The organism is Algoriphagus persicinus (assembly GCF_035156415.1).
Classification (GTDB): Bacteria; Bacteroidota; Bacteroidia; order Cytophagales; family Cyclobacteriaceae; genus Algoriphagus; species Algoriphagus persicinus.
The window spans coordinates 1-20,897 of sequence record NZ_JAYEEY010000037.1; the positions used below are offsets into that span (position 1 = coordinate 1).

At 42.2% G+C, this 20,897-nt stretch carries 22 protein-coding genes and 2 pseudogenes; 14 read left to right on the top strand and 10 right to left on the bottom strand.

Annotation, left to right across the window (positions count from 1 at the left end; all coding sequences use genetic code 11):
* Positions 1-272, bottom strand: a pseudogene (locus U3A58_RS21945) (IS91 family transposase); the annotation flags it as partial.
* 397 nt (positions 273-669) lie between these two features.
* Here U3A58_RS21945 and U3A58_RS19860 point away from each other — a divergent pair.
* The 11 genes from U3A58_RS19860 (at position 670) to U3A58_RS19910 (ending at position 9,145) form a co-directional block, all read left to right on the top strand.
* Complete coding sequence (locus U3A58_RS19860) at positions 670-1,638, top strand: amidohydrolase family protein (RefSeq protein ID WP_323826147.1); 969 nt, start codon at positions 670-672, stop codon at positions 1,636-1,638.
* Positions 1,639-2,194: 556 nt separating this feature from the next.
* Positions 2,195-2,806 carry a DapH/DapD/GlmU-related protein gene (locus U3A58_RS19865; protein ID WP_323826148.1) on the top strand — a complete coding sequence of 204 codons (612 nt, stop codon included), beginning with the start codon at positions 2,195-2,197 and terminating at the stop codon, positions 2,804-2,806.
* Between the two features lie 130 nt (positions 2,807-2,936).
* Positions 2,937-3,326 carry a dioxygenase family protein gene (locus U3A58_RS19870; protein WP_323826149.1) on the top strand — a complete coding sequence of 130 codons (390 nt, stop codon included), beginning with the start codon at positions 2,937-2,939 and terminating at the stop codon, positions 3,324-3,326.
* Between the two features lie 18 nt (positions 3,327-3,344).
* A complete protein-coding gene (locus tag U3A58_RS19875) occupies positions 3,345-4,175 on the top strand; it encodes an AraC family transcriptional regulator (protein ID WP_323826150.1) in 831 nt (276 codons plus the stop codon).
* Positions 4,176-4,537: 362 nt separating this feature from the next.
* The gene (locus U3A58_RS19880; protein ID WP_323826151.1) at positions 4,538-5,407 is read left to right on the top strand and encodes an SDR family oxidoreductase; all 870 of its coding nucleotides are present in this window, start codon (positions 4,538-4,540) and stop codon (positions 5,405-5,407) included.
* Positions 5,373-5,882, top strand: a complete 510-nt coding sequence (locus U3A58_RS19885; RefSeq protein ID WP_323826152.1) for a hypothetical protein — start codon at positions 5,373-5,375, stop codon at positions 5,880-5,882. Before U3A58_RS19880 ends, U3A58_RS19885 begins: the two co-directional genes overlap by 35 nt.
* Before the next feature lie 272 nt (positions 5,883-6,154).
* The gene (locus U3A58_RS19890; RefSeq protein ID WP_323826153.1) at positions 6,155-6,286 is read left to right on the top strand and encodes a hypothetical protein; all 132 of its coding nucleotides are present in this window, start codon (positions 6,155-6,157) and stop codon (positions 6,284-6,286) included.
* 16 nt (positions 6,287-6,302) lie between these two features.
* Complete coding sequence (locus U3A58_RS19895; RefSeq protein WP_323826154.1) at positions 6,303-6,941, top strand: class I SAM-dependent methyltransferase; 639 nt, start codon at positions 6,303-6,305, stop codon at positions 6,939-6,941.
* Positions 6,942-6,953: 12 nt separating this feature from the next.
* Entirely contained in the window at positions 6,954-7,385 is a 432-nt protein-coding gene (locus tag U3A58_RS19900) for a hypothetical protein (protein ID WP_323826155.1), read from the top strand.
* 313 nt (positions 7,386-7,698) lie between these two features.
* Positions 7,699-8,613: an alpha/beta fold hydrolase gene (locus U3A58_RS19905; protein WP_323826156.1), complete on the top strand. Its 915-nt coding sequence runs from the start codon at positions 7,699-7,701 to the stop codon at positions 8,611-8,613.
* A 157-nt stretch (positions 8,614-8,770) separates the two neighbouring features.
* Positions 8,771-9,145, top strand: a complete 375-nt coding sequence (locus tag U3A58_RS19910; RefSeq protein WP_323826157.1) for a hypothetical protein — start codon at positions 8,771-8,773, stop codon at positions 9,143-9,145.
* A gap of 182 nt (positions 9,146-9,327) precedes the next feature.
* On the opposite strand, the pseudogene U3A58_RS21885 reads toward U3A58_RS19910, so the two are convergent.
* From U3A58_RS21885 to U3A58_RS19935, 5 genes and pseudogenes are all read right to left on the bottom strand, one after another.
* Positions 9,328-9,676 (bottom strand): annotated as a pseudogene (locus U3A58_RS21885) (IS91 family transposase); the annotation flags it as partial.
* 282 nt (positions 9,677-9,958) lie between these two features.
* Entirely contained in the window at positions 9,959-10,201 is a 243-nt protein-coding gene (locus U3A58_RS19920) for a hypothetical protein (RefSeq protein WP_323826159.1), read from the bottom strand.
* Positions 10,202-10,623: 422 nt separating this feature from the next.
* Positions 10,624-10,833, bottom strand: coding sequence for a hypothetical protein (locus U3A58_RS19925; protein WP_323826160.1), 210 nt, complete (start codon positions 10,831-10,833; stop codon positions 10,624-10,626).
* Positions 10,821-11,267, bottom strand: coding sequence for a DUF5675 family protein (locus U3A58_RS19930; RefSeq protein WP_323826161.1), 447 nt, complete (start codon positions 11,265-11,267; stop codon positions 10,821-10,823). Before U3A58_RS19930 ends, U3A58_RS19925 begins: the two co-directional genes overlap by 13 nt.
* A gap of 3 nt (positions 11,268-11,270) precedes the next feature.
* Entirely contained in the window at positions 11,271-12,017 is a 747-nt protein-coding gene (locus U3A58_RS19935) for a hypothetical protein (RefSeq protein WP_323826162.1), read from the bottom strand.
* A gap of 331 nt (positions 12,018-12,348) precedes the next feature.
* On the opposite strand from U3A58_RS19935, the gene U3A58_RS19940 reads away from it, so the two are divergent.
* Positions 12,349-14,880: a lantibiotic dehydratase gene (locus U3A58_RS19940; RefSeq protein ID WP_323826163.1), complete on the top strand. Its 2,532-nt coding sequence runs from the start codon at positions 12,349-12,351 to the stop codon at positions 14,878-14,880.
* 107 nt (positions 14,881-14,987) lie between these two features.
* Here U3A58_RS19940 and U3A58_RS19945 read toward each other — a convergent pair whose 3' ends face one another.
* The 3 genes from U3A58_RS19945 to U3A58_RS19955 form a co-directional block, all read right to left on the bottom strand.
* Positions 14,988-15,731, bottom strand: a complete 744-nt coding sequence (locus U3A58_RS19945; RefSeq protein ID WP_323826164.1) for a LytR/AlgR family response regulator transcription factor — start codon at positions 15,729-15,731, stop codon at positions 14,988-14,990.
* Complete coding sequence (locus U3A58_RS19950; protein ID WP_323826165.1) at positions 15,703-16,797, bottom strand: LytS family sensor histidine kinase; 1,095 nt, start codon at positions 16,795-16,797, stop codon at positions 15,703-15,705. Before U3A58_RS19950 ends, U3A58_RS19945 begins: the two co-directional genes overlap by 29 nt.
* A 318-nt stretch (positions 16,798-17,115) precedes the next feature.
* Positions 17,116-17,319 (bottom strand): hypothetical protein, encoded by a 204-nt coding sequence (locus tag U3A58_RS19955; RefSeq protein WP_323826166.1) that lies wholly within the window; start codon positions 17,317-17,319, stop codon positions 17,116-17,118.
* Between the two features lie 516 nt (positions 17,320-17,835).
* On the opposite strand from U3A58_RS19955, the gene U3A58_RS19960 reads away from it, so the two are divergent.
* Both U3A58_RS19960 and U3A58_RS19965 read left to right on the top strand, forming a co-directional pair.
* Positions 17,836-18,270 carry a MauE/DoxX family redox-associated membrane protein gene (locus U3A58_RS19960; protein ID WP_323826167.1) on the top strand — a complete coding sequence of 145 codons (435 nt, stop codon included), beginning with the start codon at positions 17,836-17,838 and terminating at the stop codon, positions 18,268-18,270.
* Positions 18,271-19,113: 843 nt separating this feature from the next.
* The gene (locus tag U3A58_RS19965; RefSeq protein ID WP_323826168.1) at positions 19,114-19,389 is read left to right on the top strand and encodes a hypothetical protein; all 276 of its coding nucleotides are present in this window, start codon (positions 19,114-19,116) and stop codon (positions 19,387-19,389) included.
* 62 nt (positions 19,390-19,451) lie between these two features.
* Here U3A58_RS19965 and U3A58_RS19970 read toward each other — a convergent pair whose 3' ends face one another.
* Positions 19,452-20,816: a RagB/SusD family nutrient uptake outer membrane protein gene (locus U3A58_RS19970; protein ID WP_323826169.1), complete on the bottom strand. Its 1,365-nt coding sequence runs from the start codon at positions 20,814-20,816 to the stop codon at positions 19,452-19,454.
* Between the last annotated feature and the right edge of the window lie 81 nt (positions 20,817-20,897).

Genomic DNA, 20,897 nt, shown 5'->3' on the forward strand with positions numbered 1-20,897 from the left:
AGGTCCTCTTTTGGGCAGACGCTGAATACTCACCATGCTTTCCTTCTGGCAGCAAGGGCAGTATCTCGGATTGTAGGCTTCGAGTATTCTGGGTTCCTTTTCAGGAGGAAGACTTCCCAGTTCCTGATGGATCAGTGGAATGCTCACTTTTTTGGCTGAGCTTGCCAATATCCCAAAGTGCCGGATCCGTACCAATCCTCTGGGTAGGATCCCGATACTCGGGACAGGTAATGCATGGAAAACCTTCTGATAAACTCCAGATTATCCAAGGTATAGAATATCCTGAGACTTCAGGGCTTCACCCACCCTGCAAGCCGGCCCCTCGCTAAAAACTTTCACAGAAAGTTTTTTTTACGCTCGGTCCTCTCACGGCAAACCAGCTTGCCACTTGCTTGGCTTCGGGGTGTTACCCCCGCGCTTAAGGGACTTTATTCACGAAGTATTTGCATTCAATAGTGTTCATGAATGCTTCGCATTTCACCCGTTGGAACGGTCATCGTTTTGACCTATATTCACCATTCAAGGCACACACCGTATATAAGCTATGGCTTGGTCATTGCCCATTTGGAAAATCTACAGATTTTCCAAAGCCAGTTTTTATCTGGAAAGGTCTGTGCCGAGACACGCCACAGCTCCTATACCAAACGTTGCACGCAATTTGACAAAACAATGAAAAATAAAGTTTCGAAAATTATAGTTTTGTTTTTAGTCTTTACCTCTTCATCAAATGTTGCTCAAGATAACATTGATGATTTTTTAAAGAATCAACCAATTATTGATATGCATTTCCATATCACTAAAGGTTATGAGAATAATGACGTTTATAACAAAAGAAAAGCTGACATTGATAGCGCGAGAATAGATTGGATTATTGAAGATTACAAAAGGAACAATGTAGTTTTAGTACTTGGCGGTGGATCATTGAAATACGCTGAAATGTATGTTGAAACTAATAGTCTTTTTTGGGGAGGATTGGTTTTTCCATGTATGAAAACAGTCGAACAAGATGAACCTTGCGACAAAGAATTTTTTAATGAATCAGAACTTCGAGATATTTATAAAACCGGAAAACTAAAAAGTTTGGGGGAATCTATGTTTAACTACTATGGAATTCCACCAACTGACAAGAGACTAGAACCATATTGGAAAGTTGCTGAAGAATTTAATATTCCTATTGGTATTCATTCAGATACTGGGCCTAGAAAAGAAAGAATAAACAAAGAAGAAAGACCAAATTACAATCCAACTTTTGCAAATCCAGAATTGCTAAAACCCATTTTAGAAAAACATCCTAATTTAAAAATATATCTTTTGCATTATGGTGGCGGTTATTCAGAACAAGCTCTTGAATTGATGAAATTATATCCTCAAATTTATTGCGAGATTTCAGCCGTAAGCTTGTTCGTGCCTAAAGAGGTCTGGGAGCCTAATGTTAAAAAATTATTCAGAGAAGGTCTTGGAGATAGATTGATGTTCGCCTCTGACTATTTTGGAACAGTTAGAAAGCACATTGAAATAATATATAATATAGGTTGGTTAACCGATAAACAAAAAAGAGACATTTATTATAATAATGCCTCTCGGTTTTTGAATTTATCTGAATCTGAAATAAAAGAACATCGGAATAAAATAAATTAAAAACTAACAACTAGGTTTTCGTCGCGTGCGTAGCACGAACGATGAAACCGCTGTTGCACTGCCTGTCCCGATAGCGAAGCTTATCGGGAGAACCGGTGAGGTTCTTATGGGGATTGAGTCAGGATTTTAAGGTTTTTTGCAATTTCGAATAGGTCAAAAAGTCTCTTCAAAATTGTTTAGCAGGTTCAGAAAGTCATTCAGTTATNATCCTCTCACGGCAAACCACCTTGCCACTTGCTTGGCTTCGGGGTGTTACCCCCGCGCTTAAGGGACTTTATTCACGAAGTATTTGCATTCAATAGTGTTCATGAATGCTTCGCATTTCACCCGTTGGAACGGTCATCTTTTTGATCTATATTCACCATTCAAGGCACACACAAGGTATAAAAGCAATAGCGGTTTGGGTGTAAACTCGAACTGCATTACTTTTAATTCAGTATTTTGTTATCCGAAAAGCATGTGCGTTTTACCCGCTACTGCTCTTATACTTACCGATATAGCCAATTTTATTATAATCTGTAATCAGTTTTCCATCCTTAATTAATAATTAGTATTCATGATTCTCTTAGACGACTTTATACAAGGCTTTTCAGAAACTTTCCCAAATCAAAAGGATTTACAGCCATGGGAGATAACTGATAATCTTAAAGATATTTTGCATAAAATGATTTCACATCTTGGTGAAGATTATAAAATAGAGGATGGCATAGCTGTGCATAAAACAGCTATAGTTGAAAAAGGAGTTGTAATGAAAAGTCCGGTTATAGTAAACAAAAACTGTTATATCGGGGCTAATGCCTATTTCAGAGAAGGCGTTTACCTTGACCACGCTGTTAAAGTTGGCCCTGGTTGTGAAATAAAAAGTAGTATTATTTGCTCGGAAACTGCTATTGCACATTTTAATTACATTGGCAATAGTATTCTAGGTAAATACATAAATTTTGAAGCTGGTTCTATTGCCGCCAATCATTATAATGAAAGGGCTTCAAATAAAATTTCAGTTGTACATAACTCTAACATAATCGAAACAGGTACAGAAAAATTTGGTTCTTTGGTTGGCGATAATTCCAGAATAGGCGCAAATGCGGTATTATCCCCGGGCACCATACTAGAGAAAAGTAGTATTGTAAAAAGGCTTGAATTAATAGAACAGTGCAAAACTGAATAAATTAACTAAATGGCTATACATCAGCTAAAACGCTTTTTAGCGCAACCGTTGTGGGTAATTAAAAAAACATGAATGTGGAGAGAAGCCATCTGTTAAACACACAGAAAACACAACCTTAAAGCCTAGTATTATGAAGCGCAGAAAATTTGTTATGAGTTCGGCACTAACTGCTTTAAGCATATCAGCATTTGGTGCAATACATTGGAATGGAAAAAGTTTTGAAGGTGACACAGTTACAACCACCGATATTCTTGGACCCTTTTATCGTCCTGGTTCACCAATGAGAAGTAACCTAATGCCCCCAAATTCAACAGGCGAAGTAATGCATCTTACCGGTACTGTTTTTCAGAAAGATGGTAAAACACCAATGTCGAACGCTTTGATAGAGGCATGGCAGTGTGATGAGAATGAAAAATATGATAATACTTCTGATGATTATATGTTTAGAGGAATGGTAAAAACAGGTGATGATGGTACATATGCAAAGTTGACAATGGCAAAAAAATGGGACATCTACTAATGACATTTAATTTTTTTCTTGTTTCTTGTCTGCGTGAAAAACAGTAGTTATACTCCAATACCAGAACTCCAGGAGTTTATTGCATCCTATGTCATTCAGGAGGTTCCCGAAGGGGAAACTGAGCCCTTTTTTTCACCCCCATTGGCCATGAGCGGATTTATATTTACTGTGGCCAACAGTTCAGGTTTTATAACCGCCAAAATTGATAACAGAGATTTTTTCACCGAGAATGCGGTGGCTACCGGACAAGTAACTGCTCCTGTATATGGTCAAATGGTTGGGGAAGTAAAGTCTATTCTGGTCTTTTTCAAACCTACAGGAATGCATCGTCTTTTCAGAAACGATCTTTCAGCGTTAACGAATACTTCCAAAACATTATCTGAATTTTTAGGTCAGGAAGAAGCGGAACTTCTGTGGAAAAATTTGACGGATCATTCCGATAATGAGAAGCAAATAGAGGTGTTGAATAGTTTTTTTACACAAAGACTTCCAACGGAGGAAAAGGAAGATAGATTTGAAGAGGTGTTGGATGATATTCATGCAATGAATGGACGGATAACCATAGCCGATATAGCGGAAAATTCCTCCTATTCTAGAAAGACCTTAGAACGCCATTTTAAAATTATGGTAGGACTTTCTCCCAAAGTTTATATCCAAATTTACCGCTTCAAATGTCTCATCAATTTTTTGCAAGCAAATCCTGGTATTACCTGGGTGCAGCTGGCCAGCCAGACCGGATATTATGACCAGTCTCATATGTCACGGTATTTTAAAGAATACTTGAAAGTTTCCCCTAATAGCATTGTCACCCTTGACCTTGACTTGATCCACTACCTACTAAGCCGGTAAAATTCAATTAAAATAGAATAAGTCCTAAAAAGTCGCATTTGTACAAGACATGAGCTTGGTAATCAGGTATATTTATTCCTACTGAAAAATACCAAACAGAACAGAATTTTTATTTAAAATTTTTTACAACAACCTTACTCAACTAGTAAAACAACATGAGCTTTTTACGCCTATTTTTTTAGCTATTTTTCCCAAAAAATCTGCACACAGACATGAAAAATCCTTTGAAACCAGGTAATCAAACCGTCCTGTTTTTACTGCTATTCAATTGTTGGGTGTGAAAAAATTAGCCTTGCCAGAATTGATCATCGAAATCGATCTGGAAGTATACCTAAACAATTAACCTTTTAATATTTTACTCTATGAAAAACATTCTTATCACAGGCTGCAGCACCGGATTCGGCTTTTTGGCAGCCAAAGTTTTCGCACAAAAAGGACATCAGGTATATGCCACCATGCGCAATACCCAAAGCAAAAACAAAGTCCATGCAGATGAGCTTCACGCTTTTGCAAAGGACAATCAGGTAAAAATCGATGTATTGGATATCGACGTCACCTCAGACCAGAGCGTCAACGAGGCCGTGGCACAAATCGACAAAGTAGATGTGCTCATCAACAATGCCGGTCGAGGCTATGGCGGACCCATTGAGGCATTCACCTCCCAGCAGGTAATGGATCAGCTGGACCTAAACATCGTAGGAAATATCAGAATGGTGAAGGCAGTTTTACCAAAAATGCGCGCTCAAAAAAGCGGGTTGATTATACAGCTAAGTTCCATCGCAGGTCGCTGTGCTGTACCGGGTTTTGGGGTGTACCATGCGAGCAAATGGGGTGTAGAAGGCCTCAGCGAATCCATGCGCTACGAATTGGCACCTCTGGGAATCGATGTGGTAATTGTGCAACCTGGGCCATTTGCTACGGAATTCTTCTCAACACTTATTTCTTCGGAAGATGCCGAAATAGCCAAAGCCTACGAGCATGTAGGGAAATTTGGTGAGGGGTTTGCCAGCAATACAATGGCGGCTTTTGCAGATCCTGATGCGCCTACAGACCCAATCATAATTGTAGAAGCATTTGAAAACCTGATCAATATGCCAAATGGCTCCCGCCCGCTGCGAACCATGGTAGGATTGAATTTTGGCCTTCAGGCTGTAAATGATGTGACCGAACCTATCCGCCAAGGGCTACTTCAGGCTTTTGAAATCACTGATTGGGACGGGCCAAGGGGGTAGAGTTGGGAAGTTGGGAGGTTGTCAGCCTGAGTGCCTGCCTGCCCGGTGCAGGGAATCGAAGGCAGGGAACAGGACGAGTCAAAACCATCGACTCTTTTTCACAGCAGGGACAGTAGCGGGGATTGTAGTCGGCCAGAATTCTTGCTTCCTTTTCCCGAAGCGGTATCCCAAGTTCCGCCTCGATCCGGTAGGCAAATCTCAGGGCAAAGACGGTGAGCTTGAAGTAAGAATCAGACGGAGTGTTATGATTGCGCTTGACCAGATGAAGGTAATCATTGATCCGGTCAGGATCCACTTCAGTGGGCAGTTCATTGAAATGGATAGCCAGTTTGGCAAGATGTCTGGCATAGTTGGTGAGGGTGCTTTTGCTTTTGCCGGCAACGACAACTTTTTGTTCAAACTTGGCAAGCAGTTCGGCAAAACCTGTTACATTAGAACAGGCAGTCTGGATGAGGTTTTCCTTTTTTTATCATGATTAATAAGAGTTTAGAATGAGCTAAAAAGTCACCTCTTTCCGGCTGCTCTTGAAACTACCCTAGGTTTAGTGCAACATTGACTATAAGTAATTGCTTGTTCTCGCCTACTCTGAAAATTTCCGGGGATTTTCCAGCTTGGTGTGTGCTTAGAATATTAAGTACAAAACCACGCACCTATTCATAGCCGAGACGTTATGCGGCAGCTTCGAAAATGACATCAATTCAGGAAGTTCAGCATATTAATTATCATTAAACATAAACACTTAGAATGATGAAATCGAGCATGACGCAGGCGTCACACACTGGGATGATTATCTACCATGCGAGATTCTCCCGATCCGCCGCGGCGGACGGGACAGGCTATCCCGTTTCCTTCGTCACGGGACAGGTTATGGCCAATTAAAAACAATTATAAACAGATGAAACTATTGGAAGCAATCGGAAAGCAGATGCAGTACCCTAGGGGGGTATTCGGCAAGATTTTGTTCGCGTGGATGACAAGAATGACTATTGCGCATGCACGCTGGACAGTGGAACTAATGGATATACAACCGAATGAAGATATCATCGAAATAGGTTTCGGAAACGGTGCTAACATTAAATTACTCTTACAACGAGCAGTCAGAGGCTCCGTTACGGGAGTCGAAATATCAGAGACTGCAATCGAAATGGCATCTAATAAAAATGCCAAAGCCATCTCGGAGGGCAGGGTGAAACTGCATCAGGCTGCAGGCAACTCGCTGCCTTTTGAAGCGGGTGTATATGACAAGGCTTGTACAGTTGCCACGGCATATGTGATTGAAGATCCGGCCGCGGTATTTAAAGAAATGTACCGTGTCCTCAAACCCAATGGACGTGCGGCCGTGACTTTTCCTGTCCGAGAGAATTTTATAAGATTTAAACCGGTTGGAACGGAAGGCTTTTATCTCCATGAGCTTGCAGATCTTGAAAAAGCATTCCACGATGCAGGCTTTGTCAATTGTAGAACCGAAGACAATGATCGAGTACGATTTGGTGCTCATTGTATGCTTGGAGAGAAACCGACTACTATCGCCTAAAGAGAACGCCTCATGGATGACATTAATCAAATCCCTTTTAATTTCGATCCTCGAATCGGCATTATCGTCGGTGTCATGGTTGGGTTCTTGGTATTTGCAGTATCTCTGGATCTGACGTGGGAAAAGCTGCTGAGAGTTGTCAAAAGGCCGAAGGCCCCTATAATAGGACTACTTGCTCAATTTGGAATCCTGCCTGTTCTTTTCACTTTCGTAATTGCAGTCGGGTTAGGTTGGGTTCTGGGATTGCTAGGGGGTCTTGTGGCAGCAGACCGTCGAGCAGTGGCCATTGAGGTCGCATTCCAAAACGTTGCGCTTGCTATTGGCCTGGGAATCACTTTCTTCCCTTCCCTAGGAGGTATCGCAGCGGTAGCGATATTATGGGGGATTGTACATTTAACATTGGGTTTGGGGCTCGCCATTATATGGAATCGATTGCCGTTATAATGACGTTATAGCCAAGTAATATACGTTATTTAAAACAGTTGATCGAAGCGATATGTACGAAGAAGAAAGCCGACCGCATACAGCGTGTATTTGGCAATAGCGGGGGAAGTGATAAATCTAAGGTCAGTGCTTCTAATCCGCTACAACACTTACACTCAAAACGTTATTCGCTATGCTTGTGCGCGGGAAGTTCAAACGGATTAACAACAATATTGCAATGAGACAATTAAAACTCGACATAATACTAAATCTTCAATTTACTTCCTATTATCATTTTTATATTTTATATTTTATATTTTAATATAGTCAAACAATGAAATCAAAAGGAGGAAATACTATGAACGAGAAAGCAAAAAGGAAGACCGCCATGAATACTGAGCCAACCAATCAGGCGCCAGAAGTTGGAGCGAGGTCAGCGATACCAGAGCCTACAGTGACCGTCATAGTCACTGAAAACGATGAACTCAACGTATGGGTCCTTGGAGAGGGAAAACCTGTAGTTTTGATCCACGGCGCACTCTTCTATTATCTTCTCAAGCCGGTCGCCGAGGCGCTGGCTGAGAAGGGATATCAGGCAATCTGGTACCATCGGCGCGGTTACAACGGTGAGTCCACTGGGTCATACCAGGTCGACGAGCAAGGACAGGATATCGTCAAGATCCTCGATGAGCTTGAGATAAGTAAGGCGCATGTGGTGGGCCATTCCGCCGGCGTACCCTACGCTTTGTCGGTAGCATTGAATGCGCCTGACCGCGTCTCGTCAGCCGCATTGCTCGATTTCATGTTTGCTAAATTTATTCAGGCACCACCACCTGGTGGCGACCCATCGCAAAGCCCTCAAGCCAAGGCCCAGGCTGGCGACTGGGAAGGTGCCGCAACAGCCTTTCTTGCGGCCTTCAATTACGACAAGGCGGCCGCTGATAAAGCCCAGCCCGGAAGTTGGGACGTGATGGTCAAGGATGCGCCGACCTGGTTCACAGTGGAACTGCCCGTCCTAATGTCCTATCTGCCCGATCAAGAAAAGGTGAGTGAAACGAAAGTGCCCCTCGCTTTCTTGGTCGTCGGCGATGTGCCACCAATTCGAGAGACCGGCAATCTTTTAAAGAAGTGGCAACCCAACCTGACCATGCTCGAGATTTCGACCACCGACCACTTCTTCCCGGTTACAGACCCAGCAGCTACCGCTGAGGTCATCGATGACTGGATCAAGAGTTTATCGGAACTTTAGCGGCAGGTGCTATAGCAATCCAAAGCCCTGCTGATTCAGCTCCAATGAAAGGTTTTGTGGTATAGGTAATGAAAAAAGTGAACGGTAAATGGATGATACTGGAAAGGCATCCAAAACTTTTTCCTCCACCCAAGTAATTAATATAAATACCTAAAAAATGAACTGGAATAGATTTTTGAAAATAGCTTTATATGCACAAGCAATAGTTGTAACATTCCTGGCAATAGGAATGATCACTGGTAAAATTGCACCTGCTGACATCGAACCCATCAATGGTCGTAAAGTTGCTGCATTTGCATTTGCGTTTGCAATTACTCTTGTGCTTGTCGCCAGACAATTTAAGAATGACATCAGGTGGTTGTTAATTCCAATCTTTGTAACTGGAATCAATTTAATTGATACTTTATATGAGTTCGGAATTCGTGGAGACCACATTAACTTTATGCCACCAATGATTATAGAGCCAATATTTTTATTGACTTATATTGTAAGCTATATAAAATTACATAGAAAAATAAGCACGAACGCATAACAACTAGGTTTTTGTGCGGCTTGCAAAGCCAAGCATGAAACCGCTGTTGCACGGAACCGGGCTATTATCTATGAGGATTGAGTAGGGAATCTGAAGCGACCAAAAGACGGCTAATTCCAAAAAGTGGAAGCCAGATGCTTCTTCTCTCTATAAAAAATCATTTTGGAATCAATTCTTCAGTTCTTTTGGTATAATTCGTCAACCAATTCCTTTGCGGGTTGAAGCCTGGACTTGAGTGGCTTCACATACTTTATCCGAAAGACTTTGCTCATCGCTTTGACCGGAAACAGGAACTTACCTTTGTTTTTGGCTGTCTTCCACTTTCCTTCCTTAGTCAATCCGCCTCCCGCTACGATGCAGTGAAGATGTATGTGCGGGGTAGTTGCTGTCCCCAAGTGTGGAGAATGGCGATCATCCCGGATTTGGCTCCAAGATGCTTTGGGTCTTTGGCAAAGCATGCGATCGTTTTCCAAGACGCTTCAAACAGACTGTCAAGACTGCTTTGGGCTGATACATTGCAAGTTGGTTCAACCCCCATTATGCATTAGCAATTCTATTGCAGTTCTTGTGATCTGGGGAGGAATTGGGGCTAGGGTTTATTTGGAGATTGGAGATCAGAGATCAGAGATTGGAGTTCTCCTACTCTCTATTCTCCCACTATAAGCCTTGCGTAAGGAGGTGATCGGCGGTTACGAAAAAAAATGGAGCAGGAGACTATTGATATATCTTCGAGATCTAAGGAACTGCAAAGGTTTGGAATAAAAAAACCGGAGAGAATATCTCCCCGGCTTTAATTTATTAATCTGTTTCTTTTTATTTCATCAACACTTTCTCAAAAGCACCGTCATCGACGGTCAATTGGGATATTGTCACCAAGACTGTTCCTGCTGTTACGGCATAGCCTGCATAGGCTAGCAATATTGCTGGTACTGTTCCCGGTGCAGTCAGCACGGCTGTGCCAATAGCTGCGATGATCAATCCTGCCTTCTTCAGCTTCTGGAAGAAAGGTGGCGTGGGCGCGAGCGCCCGGTTTTTTACTTCTGTTAGTATGTTCATGGTTTGGAAAGGGTTAAAATGGTTAAAGGTTAAATTGTTAAAGGTTAAATGGTTAAAGGGTTAAAATGGTTAAAGGTTAAGGGGTAAAGGGTTAAAGTGTTAAAATGGTTAAAGGTTAAAGGTTAAGGGTTAAAATGGTTAAAGGGTTAAAATGGTTAAAGGTTAAGGGGTAAAGGGTTAAAGTGTTAAAATGGTTAAAGGTTAAAGGTTAAGGGTTAAAATGGTTAAAGGTTAAGGGGTAAAGGGCTAAGAGTTAAATGGTTAAAGGTTAAATAGTTAAAGGTTAAGACGGGAGACAGTGGTACTACGTCACTGCGAGCGGAGCTTGCGGAGCGCGGCAGTCCCGTACTTATGAAGTACTTATTTGGGATTGCTTTATCGGGCTTTGCCCTCTTCGCAATGACGTGGTATTTTAAGTTGCTTTATTTCTTGGGCGGACTGCGGGTTCGCTGAAGAATGGTCTTCATCAACCCCTGCTCTGCTTCCAGCCTCACCACAGATTCTTTCAATCTTGTGAGGTCTGTACCCATCTGCCTGAGATCCTGTATAAGGAGTTTGAGGAAATAGGCGATGACAGAAAGGAGGAGTGCGATGACTCCTCCCGTGACTGCCTGAAACATCAATCCATCCATGCTATCTGATGGCAGGTAAGGTTTAGGGCATATTCTGGACAGCTCCTTATCTCCAGTGTAGCCTTTTCCCCTTTGCTTAATGCCTGACCTACCAGATGAAGGAGGTTTTCCACAGCTTTGTGGCATGGTACTCCCCTACCTTCTCCTGTAATTTCAGACACAGGTACGATGTTACGTTGCAGTTGCTTGGTGCACAATTCTACTTCAGTGGGCTTGTCAGACCTTAGTCCGTTTGGGCATCTGAACAGTTTGATCCGCTGCATGGAAGTGTCGGGGATCAGATCCAGTTCGTAAATACCTTCAGGAATACAGGCCAAATCCGGTTCAAAGTAGGCTGCAGCTGGCTCTATGCACCGGCACAGTATCTTACCGTCCAGCTGCAGTGTGCTGTTTGTTCCACCGGGCCAATATTCCCGGTCCAATACCAGATCCATGGCCTAGCTTACCGCAAGAATGACGGCAGGATTCTGGGACACATCGTTCATGTCGTACTGGCTGCCGTTGACATCCAGGAAGAACTCCAGTGCCAATGCGAAGAAGTACTTCTCTCCCTCGATACCCGGCTTGGGCAGGGTTAGCGTGACTTCAGCTGCAGACTGGTTGTTGATCGGCAAAGGAGCAATGCTCGTGATTTCGGTGGAATAATCCTGCTGTGCGAAGTCAATCCCTGCACGGATAAGTGAGAACCTATAGAATTTTGAACCCTGGGAATACAGCAAGTACTTGGTAGGCACTAATTCCGGGATAGTCACCGATAGTAAACCCGGCTCATCCAATAGCTTAGGTTTCACTTTAAGCACATTATTGAGCACGGCTTTCTCGGAAAATTCAAATCCCAGGAGCGTGTTCATATCTCCCTGATCAAACTTCCTTTCACCACGTGAATTCAGAGGATCAGACTTGACCACCTTCATGGCCATAGAATAGAGCCTATTGTGAAGTTTGCCTCCGTTTGATTTGAGTTCGATTTCCCGGAAAGCATTTTTGAGAAATTTAGCCGAAGAAGCAGCCTCTGCAAATTCCTTCAGGTTTTCGCGGGTTCTCTGGAAGCGGGGATCATTTTGGATCCTTTTCTTCGTGACTCCCCCTTTTCTTCTGGCGATGAATTTCCCATCGCGGTTTTTGTAGAACGTCAGGTCACCAAGAGTGCCTTCCAGTTTGATATATCCAGCTTGTTTTGCCATAGTTTTAACTTGTTTATGTGTGAAACATGGCACTAAACTGAGGTCATCTACCTGAAAATAAAAACGAAAGTGGAATCTATGGAAACACAGTAAAACTAAACCACTCTGCGGAAAATGTGGACAAAACCCTACTTATAGGTAACGGAACCCCAACGTAACTGTGGCTTTACTATAGGGCAATTAACCCTGACAGATGCCATTCGCCATAGGCAATGCGGTCTTTGACAAAAATAAAATCACGTAGGATCAGCAGAATGTCAGGAGTTTCCCGCTGTTAGTCAATTTTTTTGGGAGTACATAGAGCAATCTCCTAGGATTGGAAAAAAAAGCCATGCAATTACTCTTTAGATCCCCGCTTCTTCAGTTTGACATTACAGACCCCTGTGAAGTAAAGAAACACTGGCCTATATTATTAGAATGTATCAGGCTCTCCAGCCAGGATTTATTCGAAAAGATTCAAAGAAAGCAACCCGAGGATCTTACAAAAAAGGAGAAAATGGCTGTTTACAGGTACTTGTTACGCGGTAAATATAGGCCTACCCCTTTTGGTAACTGGGCAGGAGTAGGTGTGGCCAGCTGGACCCAGACCGTAACTCCGGGAAGAAAATCTGACGCCTTAACTACAATGTCCATCCCGATTCCTGAACCCTCAAATCAGGTGCAAGACTATTGGATCAACCCAAGTCTGATGCCTTGGGGGGATGGCTGGAAGTTTTGGAATTTTGACCGGAAAAATGAAAAATGGAGGTACTCCAAATCAGAAAACAATCTTTTGATCCAACGTTTAAGAAGCCTGGCATATGAAGGCCAGCCAATAAAGCAAGAAGAACTATATGCGCCTTTTTCTGAACTTATACAGGATGAAAAGCAGCAAATCTGGAAACACCTCATTGCCAATCAACTGCTGGTCTGCTCTCCCTCTCCGCCGCATCTTTACTCAGGCAAGCAAGTAAACCGATTTATTCTCCAGACACCGGATGTATCCATCAGTTATAAGCATAAACTAGAGAAGCTTTTTTCAGAAATCGGGGAATTGGCCGTATCGGCGGTTACCCCCTATATGCAAAGTTTTAAGGAGAAGTTCATTGCCGAGTTTGACGATAGGTTTGTTCCCATCAAGATGCTCTGGAAGCTGGTTTCCCGCCTAGACCCTGACTACGGAAAATCAGAAGGAAGGAACACCTATCAAAAACAAACTCCTCTTTTTGAAATGGATAAGCAGGCAATAGTGGATTTACAAAACACCAAGCTACACTATGGCAACAGGGACGCAGTCAGGCATGTACAGGGGCTCTTTAGGATTTTAGAAAATGGCCAGCTTTTACTGGACAATTTGGTTTTTAACAGACCTTTTGTTTATGGCGGGAGGTTCACGTATCAGCAGGAAGTCTATGATTATTTTAGAAATCAGGCAGTACAGGAGGAGGCTCTTATTGCGGATGTACACTTGATGGAGGGACAAAAAGCAACTCATATCAGTGCCCATAAAAACATTGCAACAGTCCAAATCAACTGCTTCTCCGGAAGTACAGGGCCAAATGAATTGGACTCTTCAGATACCTATATCGGCCTAATAGATGGAAAATTTCATCTGGCTGCTCCCGCATGGGGTAAGTTTATTATCCCCGTCTTTCAGCATCCACTGAACCCGCAATTCATTACCCATCCTATCTGCAGAATGCTATGGGAAGTTGCTCATCAGGACTTTGTAAGACCCAGCTATTATAGTCCGGGCTATTTTGCAGAGAATATCTTCACACCCCAATTGAACTGGGGAGATATCATACTCCAGCCAGGGCAATGGAATTTGAAATGGGAAGACAGTTTCCTTAATCAGAACAAATTCATGGAGGTCCTATCAAAAAAGGGGATTCCAAAAAAGATATTGGTAGGATTCCAGGATCAGGAACTGGGATTGGACCTGGATTGTGTGGCTGACCTATCGGTCCTCCACGAGGAAATCCGAAAAAAGAGGACAATCCGGATCCAGGAATGGTTGTGGAGCAGTGAAAAATGTCATGGGGCTGAACAGAAGGCTAATCTGCAATTTCTCTGGGGCATGCATTTAACCGGTTTAAAGGAAGATCTGCCCAACATCCACTCTTTAAATTATATATCGGAGCAGGATAATAAAGAATGGGTTTCTGTACGGATTATTTTGGTTGCAGATTATCAGCAGACTTTGGTTATGCGGCAGATGATTTTACTGGCTGAGGAATTTAAGCAGTTTGCCAACACCCCCTATCACTATTTATTTTATAGAATCCAAAATGCAGAGATCCGTCTTAGAGTCAGGACAGTCAATCCACAGGAAAGGGCTGATATACTATCTTTAATTTTCTCCACTTTTCAGAAAATACCTGATATAGATCATGTGAAACTTCATCCTTACTATCCCGAAAAAACCAAGTACAGTGAAGTTGGGATGCATATCTCAGAAAATTTATTTTATTATGAGAGCGAATTACTTTTAAAACTTAATCCAATATCCAATGATGAAAAGCTCTCTATAGCGGTGGGGATAGGGACTATGTTTTTGCAAAAGACTGGTCAGGTGGATTATTGGATAGCATACTTTAGGGAGCTGACTGGTACAAAAGTAGCGCATAGGTCTGCCAAGTCTTATTTGTTAAAGTTTAAAGAGTTGACGTCTATGGAGTGGCGAAACTATTATTGGTTCCTGGCAAGAAGACATCCCTGGTATAAGGATCCCGAAAAAAGAAGCAAGTTGATAGGCAACCATATTCATATGCTGATCAATAGAGTTTTTTGGGAAGCCGGGATGGTAATGGAAGCCCAGGTTAATGCGCTACTTTATTCATATATAAGGGAAAGGAAATATGGTAAAAAGAAATCAAACTAAGCCAGGATGGGGGACGGCGAGGCAGCCGAAGTAGTCACAATTCTGGATTTTATAGAATTTATGCCGCTTTAGCCGTTTACCGGTACACAAGTGGGGATACATACTATTCATGATATAACGCCTGAGGTTGTACCGTTAATTGATATTTTTCTAAAAATTTCATGAAACTCTTTACTGTAGACCCGTCCCAGTGGGATTGCAGCTCCCCCTTCCAGATGGATGGTCTCCAATTTGACATGCAGTATTTTTTTCATGCTGATTGCAAATGATTTGTGCACCCTATAAAAATCCTTTTTGGGCAACCTTTCCATAATAGAGGACAGGGATGACATGACAGTATATTTCTTGGACATAGTATTCATTTCCACATAATTGCCCTCAACCTGCAGATAGAGGATATCGTCAGATCGTAGCAATATCATGGAGGAAGATCCCTGCTCAGTGATAGTCAGGCAATTGGGAAAGTAGCCAGTATTTACCGCTGGCCTATGAAATTTGGCACTGACTTTTTCAATGGCATTAAAAAATGAGGACATATTTGCAGGTTTTTTAATAAAATGGACTGCATTTACCTGAAACCCGTCATAGGCATATTCATCATAGGCGGAACAGATGATTACCGGAATATTCAATTTCTCTACTTTGGAAGCCAGCTGAATTCCATGCATGGTTTCCATCACGATATCGGTGATCAGAATATCAGGAGGATTTTCCTGCATAAATTTAAAAGCTGCTACAGGGTCTGTGGACAGGTAAGTGATTTCCAGATTGGGAGAATCATCTACTAATTTTTTGAGCACATTCAGCCCATCCTGTTCGTCATCAATGAGTACCAGTTTCAATTTTTCCATAAGGAAGGATCATTAAAGTAGAAAATTCATTTAGGTTTTGGCCCCATTCAAAGATTGCCCGATTTTGAAAATTATGGTTAATCACATTTTCAAGGGTAGATAAGCCATGGCTGGAAGAAAATCCAGCCTTTATAGGATGGATAAGATTAGAAGTGGTACAAGTGAGCTTTGCATTTCCTGTCAGGTCCCTTTTAACAGAAATATTCATTTCAGCGGGATTATCAGGATCATCCAGCACGCCGTATTTGAGTATATTTTCCATCAATGTGCCTAAAGTCAGCCTTGGGATTTTGAAATATTCCAGCGGAAGCTCATGCTCAATATGAAGCAGGACACTGAATCTTTTCTTATTCGAACCCGCCAAAAAAAGCAATATATGAAGGATGCTGACTTCATCAGACAGATAATGAGGGTCATCAGGATCTTTATAAGCCTGCTGTAACAACGCTGACAATGCTCCTATCTGATGGAATAGTTCATCTGAAAAAAGCGCAGATTTCCCGGCGATGTTATTAAGAGCATTGAATAGTAAATGGGGACTTAGACTGATATGATCATGGGAGACCTGAGTTTTAAAGAGAATGGATTTTACACTAATGATTCTCTGCAACCCTACAGCAAATTGCCTGAAGCTCCAGCACATAAAAGCAAAAAAGGCAAATTCCAGCAGCCTTAGGGTTTCATACAGCATGCCTATCGGACCACCGAGTATTTGGTGAGCGGGTTGGCCTCCAAGAAATATGTGCTTGGCCAATGTGAGCAAGATCACGAGATCTATCAACCGAAGGAAGAGGAAGCTGAGGTTATTTTTCTTGATACAGGCAGGGAAAAGCTCAAAGAAAAGGAAGAGGATGAAAGGTGCTCCCAAGAAAAAATGAAGCATTGGATAATACAGTGAAAAACTACCCGGTAAAAAAGACGACATGGTCAGGTCAAAAATGAAAAACCCTACATACAGTCCCATCAGGAAGACTAGAGGTCTTTCGATTGTCAGGGCAAACAAGCTGTTTATCAGGTGAAATTGGCTGAATGTCCAATTTTTTTTCAGGGGAAGGCGGAAGCTCATAGTTTCAGGAAAAATCTAATCATTATGAAAAAGAAACAGTCATTACTCCCGGAGATTGAGCACTTTGAACCACAAAGAGCCAAGTTTCCAGACCAGAACACGTTAAAAGCCACAACAAGCTTTTTCCGTGAATGCTTACCTCCTTTTACCAGAGCCAGGTAAGTCAACGCGCGAGAGAGAAGGAATGATCCTTCTAGGTGGCAGACATTAAAATGCCTGCTTGTTAAAAATGTTGGTTCACTAAAAACTAATACCGGATCGAAATTCCGGTGGGGAAGACCCCAGACCAAAACGGATTCCTATAAAGGGATCCGTTTTTTATTGAGCTCCGACAGATGTCTGCACATCTGACACCGCGATACCATGGAATTCGGCATATTCATCGAACGTAACCAAATGGTGTTTTGACTTACCCAGCCATTCTTTCACTTTGTTCAGGCTTTTGTAAGCGTACGATTTGCTTCTACCGGTCAGCACCATGATATCTTTGGCGTAGATGATCCTTCTTTCTAAAAGTATCATAATACAGCAAATAAATCCAAATAGTAGAATTGCATTGTTCAAACTATTGATACCAATATAGAAAAAGGTTTCGATTTTCAACTACCAATTCTTTAGAAAGCAATTTTCACTGGATTAACTGCTCTTATGCAGTGATATTTTGCTTAGTTAATCCTGAATTGGGTTTATCAATTGGCCGAATAGCAGGTGAAATAAATGCGCAATAAACGGTAGACATTTAATTTTCATCAGGAAGGACTTGCTGGTCATCAGGGTTTTTTCTCCGTTTATCCATCCATTTTTGAAAAGTTTAAATTCTTTTTGAGGTTCAAGTAAGGTATAAGAGGAGGTGGCAGAGGGATGATTGGGATAAGAGATTGGAGATTGGGGATTAGAGAATTGGGAACAAAAATGATATAAGACAGGCTATTGAGGGGAGGGGGTTAAGTCTACCTCACCCCATCTCCAGACACGCCACGCTATCGGGACAGGCTCTCTCCATATGGAGAGGGCGCTTGTCAGTGCTAAAAACAACTCATGAACAGAATCTTCAGCATGCTACTTATTCTCCTCTGGACCTATACGGGCCTGGATAAGCTGGTTCGCTGGAAAGCGAGCCGGAATGCTTTTCATAACCAGACCTTTCCTGCGGAGCTGGCGGAGGTGTTGACCTATGCTGTACCAATACTTGAGTTGCTGCTTGCCTCGCTCCTACTCTTTTCGGTGACAAGATGGTGGGGATACCTTGGCAGTATTCTATTGCTAACTGTATTTACAACTTATGTGGGACTGATCTGGGTGGGAGCTTTTCCTAGAGTTCCGTGCAATTGTGCTGGAATATTGGAGAGTCTGGGGTGGGCGGAGCATTTCTGGCTGAATCTGGGGTTTATTGGAGTGGCGGTTGCTGGTATCCGATTGAAAAATTGGAAGATTAAGAGTTTGGGAGATTGGAGATTGACCCCCGACCCCTAAAGAGGAGAGTAGAGATTAGAGTTTAAGTAGCTATCGCGGAGGAGTAATTAGAGTTTGGTATTTGATCAATTTAAAATGAAGGAATTGGAAGTTTAAAATATATAAAAGTAGAGAGGTGTGAGAATCACCCTGAAGGGGTGAAACCATTAATAGCCATGGGTGAAACCCATGGTTAATAGAGAAAATAGGCCGTTGCCCTCGGCGCAGGATCATTTTTGGAAGACGTAGGTTTGTGCCGAGGATGGAAACGAATTTCTAATGGGAAATGGTCTTTGTTACCCCCGACCCCTTCCCGATAGTTCGCGGAGGGGAGAATAAAGGTGGGTGGACGAAGGCAGTCAGGAGACTGCACTATTAAAAGCACAAGCGTGCCTGATGCAGGCAGGTCTGGAGACTTGCGCTAGATGAGCCGGAAAAAATAAAGGGCGGTGATATAGTACCGCCCCACAGCCGCTAAAAGGCAAATAGTGGCTGTGTAAAAAAACTTTAGGAGAAAGGGGATAGATTTCCAGCTTCTCTAAGGGTGAAAGCAACTAGTTTCTTATTCTAATATAACTAAGCAATAGATTAGACACAAGTAACTGACAAATAAAACCTTCGAGGTTTGGAAAACCTCAAAGGTTAAAAAAGGGCGGCTGCTGAAGACCGCCCTACAGTCTCAAATGATGCAAGCAGACTGCAAAAAATAAGAATAGGAATTTATCCCTCGAAAAGACCTGAGTTCGAGGCAGGTCTGTGCTGATGAATTTCTGAAAGGGAGATGCCGAAAACCCTTGATTAGAGTAGGCAAACAACCGAAAACGATTTCCCTGTTTTTGATCTGTTAAAAAACAGGACATAACGATGAATACTCTAATAAAAAGATTACCGATTATGGCCTTTGTGCTGGCAGCTTTTGCAGCTTTTGCATTTTCAAGTCCAAGTGCTCCGCAATATGCTCAGGATTCAAGTGATCCCGGAATCTGGTATGATCTTACCAATGTCACTCCTAGTAGTACAACTTATGAGTGTGATGATGTAGAAGACATCTGTACCAGAGTGCTTCCAAATTCCTCAGCAGCAATGGTTGCCGAGGGTGAATTTGTAAAGAAGGGAACATTGCCTATCCATAATCCTTAAAATCATGGGAGGCCTGTCCTTTAGGGCAGGCTTCCCATTTTATCTCTAAATTACCCCTTAGGTTACCTTGGATTTTGTTGTAAGGGATTCAGTTCCATTTCCATAGGCGGAATAGGAATAACATATTTTTGATCTAATGGTACCAGTTGTGCACCACCTTCATTGTATTCTCTACTAATAGTAATTGTTTCATCTGGATGAAGGTTATACCGCTTCAGGTCTAGCCATCTTATCCCTCTGAATACCAGCTCTTTTCTTCTTTCGGCCTTGATTAGCTCCAACACTTCATTTTCATGAATACCTATCCATGAAGGCAAATACTCAGCTAACACTCTATTCCTAATCAGTAAGCCCAAAGCTTCCAATGCCTTGCCTGAATCTCCTAACCGGGCAGCTGCTTCTGCTTTATTCAATAAAACTTCATCTACAGCCAATCCTCCAAAAATGTAATATGCCCCGGTATAATTTCCCCTGAAGTTCTTCAATGAGTCCACCTGGCTGTCTTTAAAAAAGAAAAATGGCCGTAAATCACCTTCCTGATATAATCTGACGATTTCAGGGTGGACGAATGTAGCGGTGTTGGTAGCATACCTTCCACTCAACAATTCACCATAATGGATCACTTCAGGATTTAAGATCTCAAATGAATAACTGAGGGTAGAATCGAGCTCCGAATAGTCCATCAGGGTATCATCAATTTTCAAAGCCTCTTCCGCATGCATAAGGGCACCTTGATAATCCTGCTTGTAAAGTAAAACCCTACTCAACATGCTATGGGTCGCCCATGTGGAAGGCCGGGTCAAAACGGATGGTTTTAATGGTAAAATTCCTATGCCATCCTGTAGATCTTGGATAATTTGATCATAAGACTGCAGTTGGGTAGAACGTTTTATCTTTTGATTCAGGTCTGAGGTAAGCCGTATAGGGACACCCAACTGATCTTGAACTTCTGGTTTAAACACCTCTGCGAAGTAACTCAAGGCTTCAAAATGTCCCACAGCCCGATAAAATTTTGCCGAGGCGGCTAGAATCTCAATTTCCTTTTCCTCAGCTGGAGTTTGAGGACTATAATCCTTTAAAGCATCCAGTACTAGATTAGCATGAAAAACCTTTCTATAAGCAGTATACCAATTGGAATCATTCTCACCTGGAAGGTAAAATTCATCTCTCCAAAAATAGGAGGAAACTTGGCCGTAGGTCAATCTATCCAAGATAGCCTGTCCTAAAATCAGGTCATCCGAGCTCAATAATCCCACAGAGGGAGAAGAATTCAAACCTCTAGGTTCTGCATCTAGAATAGCCTGAAAATCACTTAAAGTCTGGGGAACCACCAGTGAGATATCCGGTTTTGCATCAAAATAGCCTTCGCAACCCATCAGGGCCACAATCATCAAGGCAGATAATATGAGTGATCTATTTTTTTTCATCTTAAATATGTATTTGGATAAAAGAAGGTGGCGGAGTATCCGCCTTGGAAGACTATGTTTACCTATGAAGAAAGTGTTTCA

What these genes read in the sequence shown, in the direction of transcription:
- U3A58_RS19870 (WP_323826149.1), top strand. Translation starts at nt 2,937, where the DNA reads ATGAAGCGCAGAAAATTTGTTATGAGTTCGGCACTAACTGCTTTAAGC.
- U3A58_RS19930 (WP_323826161.1), bottom strand. Translation starts at nt 11,267, where the DNA reads ATGGATCTGGTATTGGACCGGGAATATTGGCCCGGTGGAACAAACAGC.
- U3A58_RS19910 (WP_323826157.1), top strand. Translation starts at nt 8,771, where the DNA reads ATGAACTGGAATAGATTTTTGAAAATAGCTTTATATGCACAAGCAATA.
- U3A58_RS19900 (WP_323826155.1), top strand. Translation starts at nt 6,954, where the DNA reads ATGGATGACATTAATCAAATCCCTTTTAATTTCGATCCTCGAATCGGC.
- U3A58_RS19960 (WP_323826167.1), top strand. Translation starts at nt 17,836, where the DNA reads ATGAACAGAATCTTCAGCATGCTACTTATTCTCCTCTGGACCTATACG.
- U3A58_RS19950 (WP_323826165.1), bottom strand. Translation starts at nt 16,797, where the DNA reads ATGAGCTTCCGCCTTCCCCTGAAAAAAAATTGGACATTCAGCCAATTT.
- U3A58_RS19880 (WP_323826151.1), top strand. Translation starts at nt 4,538, where the DNA reads ATGAAAAACATTCTTATCACAGGCTGCAGCACCGGATTCGGCTTTTTG.
- U3A58_RS19890 (WP_323826153.1), top strand. Translation starts at nt 6,155, where the DNA reads ATGAAATCGAGCATGACGCAGGCGTCACACACTGGGATGATTATCTAC.
- U3A58_RS19965 (WP_323826168.1), top strand. Translation starts at nt 19,114, where the DNA reads ATGAATACTCTAATAAAAAGATTACCGATTATGGCCTTTGTGCTGGCA.
- U3A58_RS19925 (WP_323826160.1), bottom strand. Translation starts at nt 10,833, where the DNA reads ATGGATGGATTGATGTTTCAGGCAGTCACGGGAGGAGTCATCGCACTC.
- U3A58_RS19865 (WP_323826148.1), top strand. Translation starts at nt 2,195, where the DNA reads ATGATTCTCTTAGACGACTTTATACAAGGCTTTTCAGAAACTTTCCCA.
- U3A58_RS19905 (WP_323826156.1), top strand. Translation starts at nt 7,699, where the DNA reads ATGAAATCAAAAGGAGGAAATACTATGAACGAGAAAGCAAAAAGGAAG.
- U3A58_RS19895 (WP_323826154.1), top strand. Translation starts at nt 6,303, where the DNA reads ATGAAACTATTGGAAGCAATCGGAAAGCAGATGCAGTACCCTAGGGGG.
- U3A58_RS19935 (WP_323826162.1), bottom strand. Translation starts at nt 12,017, where the DNA reads ATGGCAAAACAAGCTGGATATATCAAACTGGAAGGCACTCTTGGTGAC.
- U3A58_RS19940 (WP_323826163.1), top strand. Translation starts at nt 12,349, where the DNA reads ATGCAATTACTCTTTAGATCCCCGCTTCTTCAGTTTGACATTACAGAC.
- U3A58_RS19970 (WP_323826169.1), bottom strand. Translation starts at nt 20,816, where the DNA reads ATGAAAAAAAATAGATCACTCATATTATCTGCCTTGATGATTGTGGCC.
- U3A58_RS19860 (WP_323826147.1), top strand. Translation starts at nt 670, where the DNA reads ATGAAAAATAAAGTTTCGAAAATTATAGTTTTGTTTTTAGTCTTTACC.
- U3A58_RS19945 (WP_323826164.1), bottom strand. Translation starts at nt 15,731, where the DNA reads ATGGAAAAATTGAAACTGGTACTCATTGATGACGAACAGGATGGGCTG.
- U3A58_RS19955 (WP_323826166.1), bottom strand. Translation starts at nt 17,319, where the DNA reads ATGATACTTTTAGAAAGAAGGATCATCTACGCCAAAGATATCATGGTG.
- U3A58_RS19920 (WP_323826159.1), bottom strand. Translation starts at nt 10,201, where the DNA reads ATGAACATACTAACAGAAGTAAAAAACCGGGCGCTCGCGCCCACGCCA.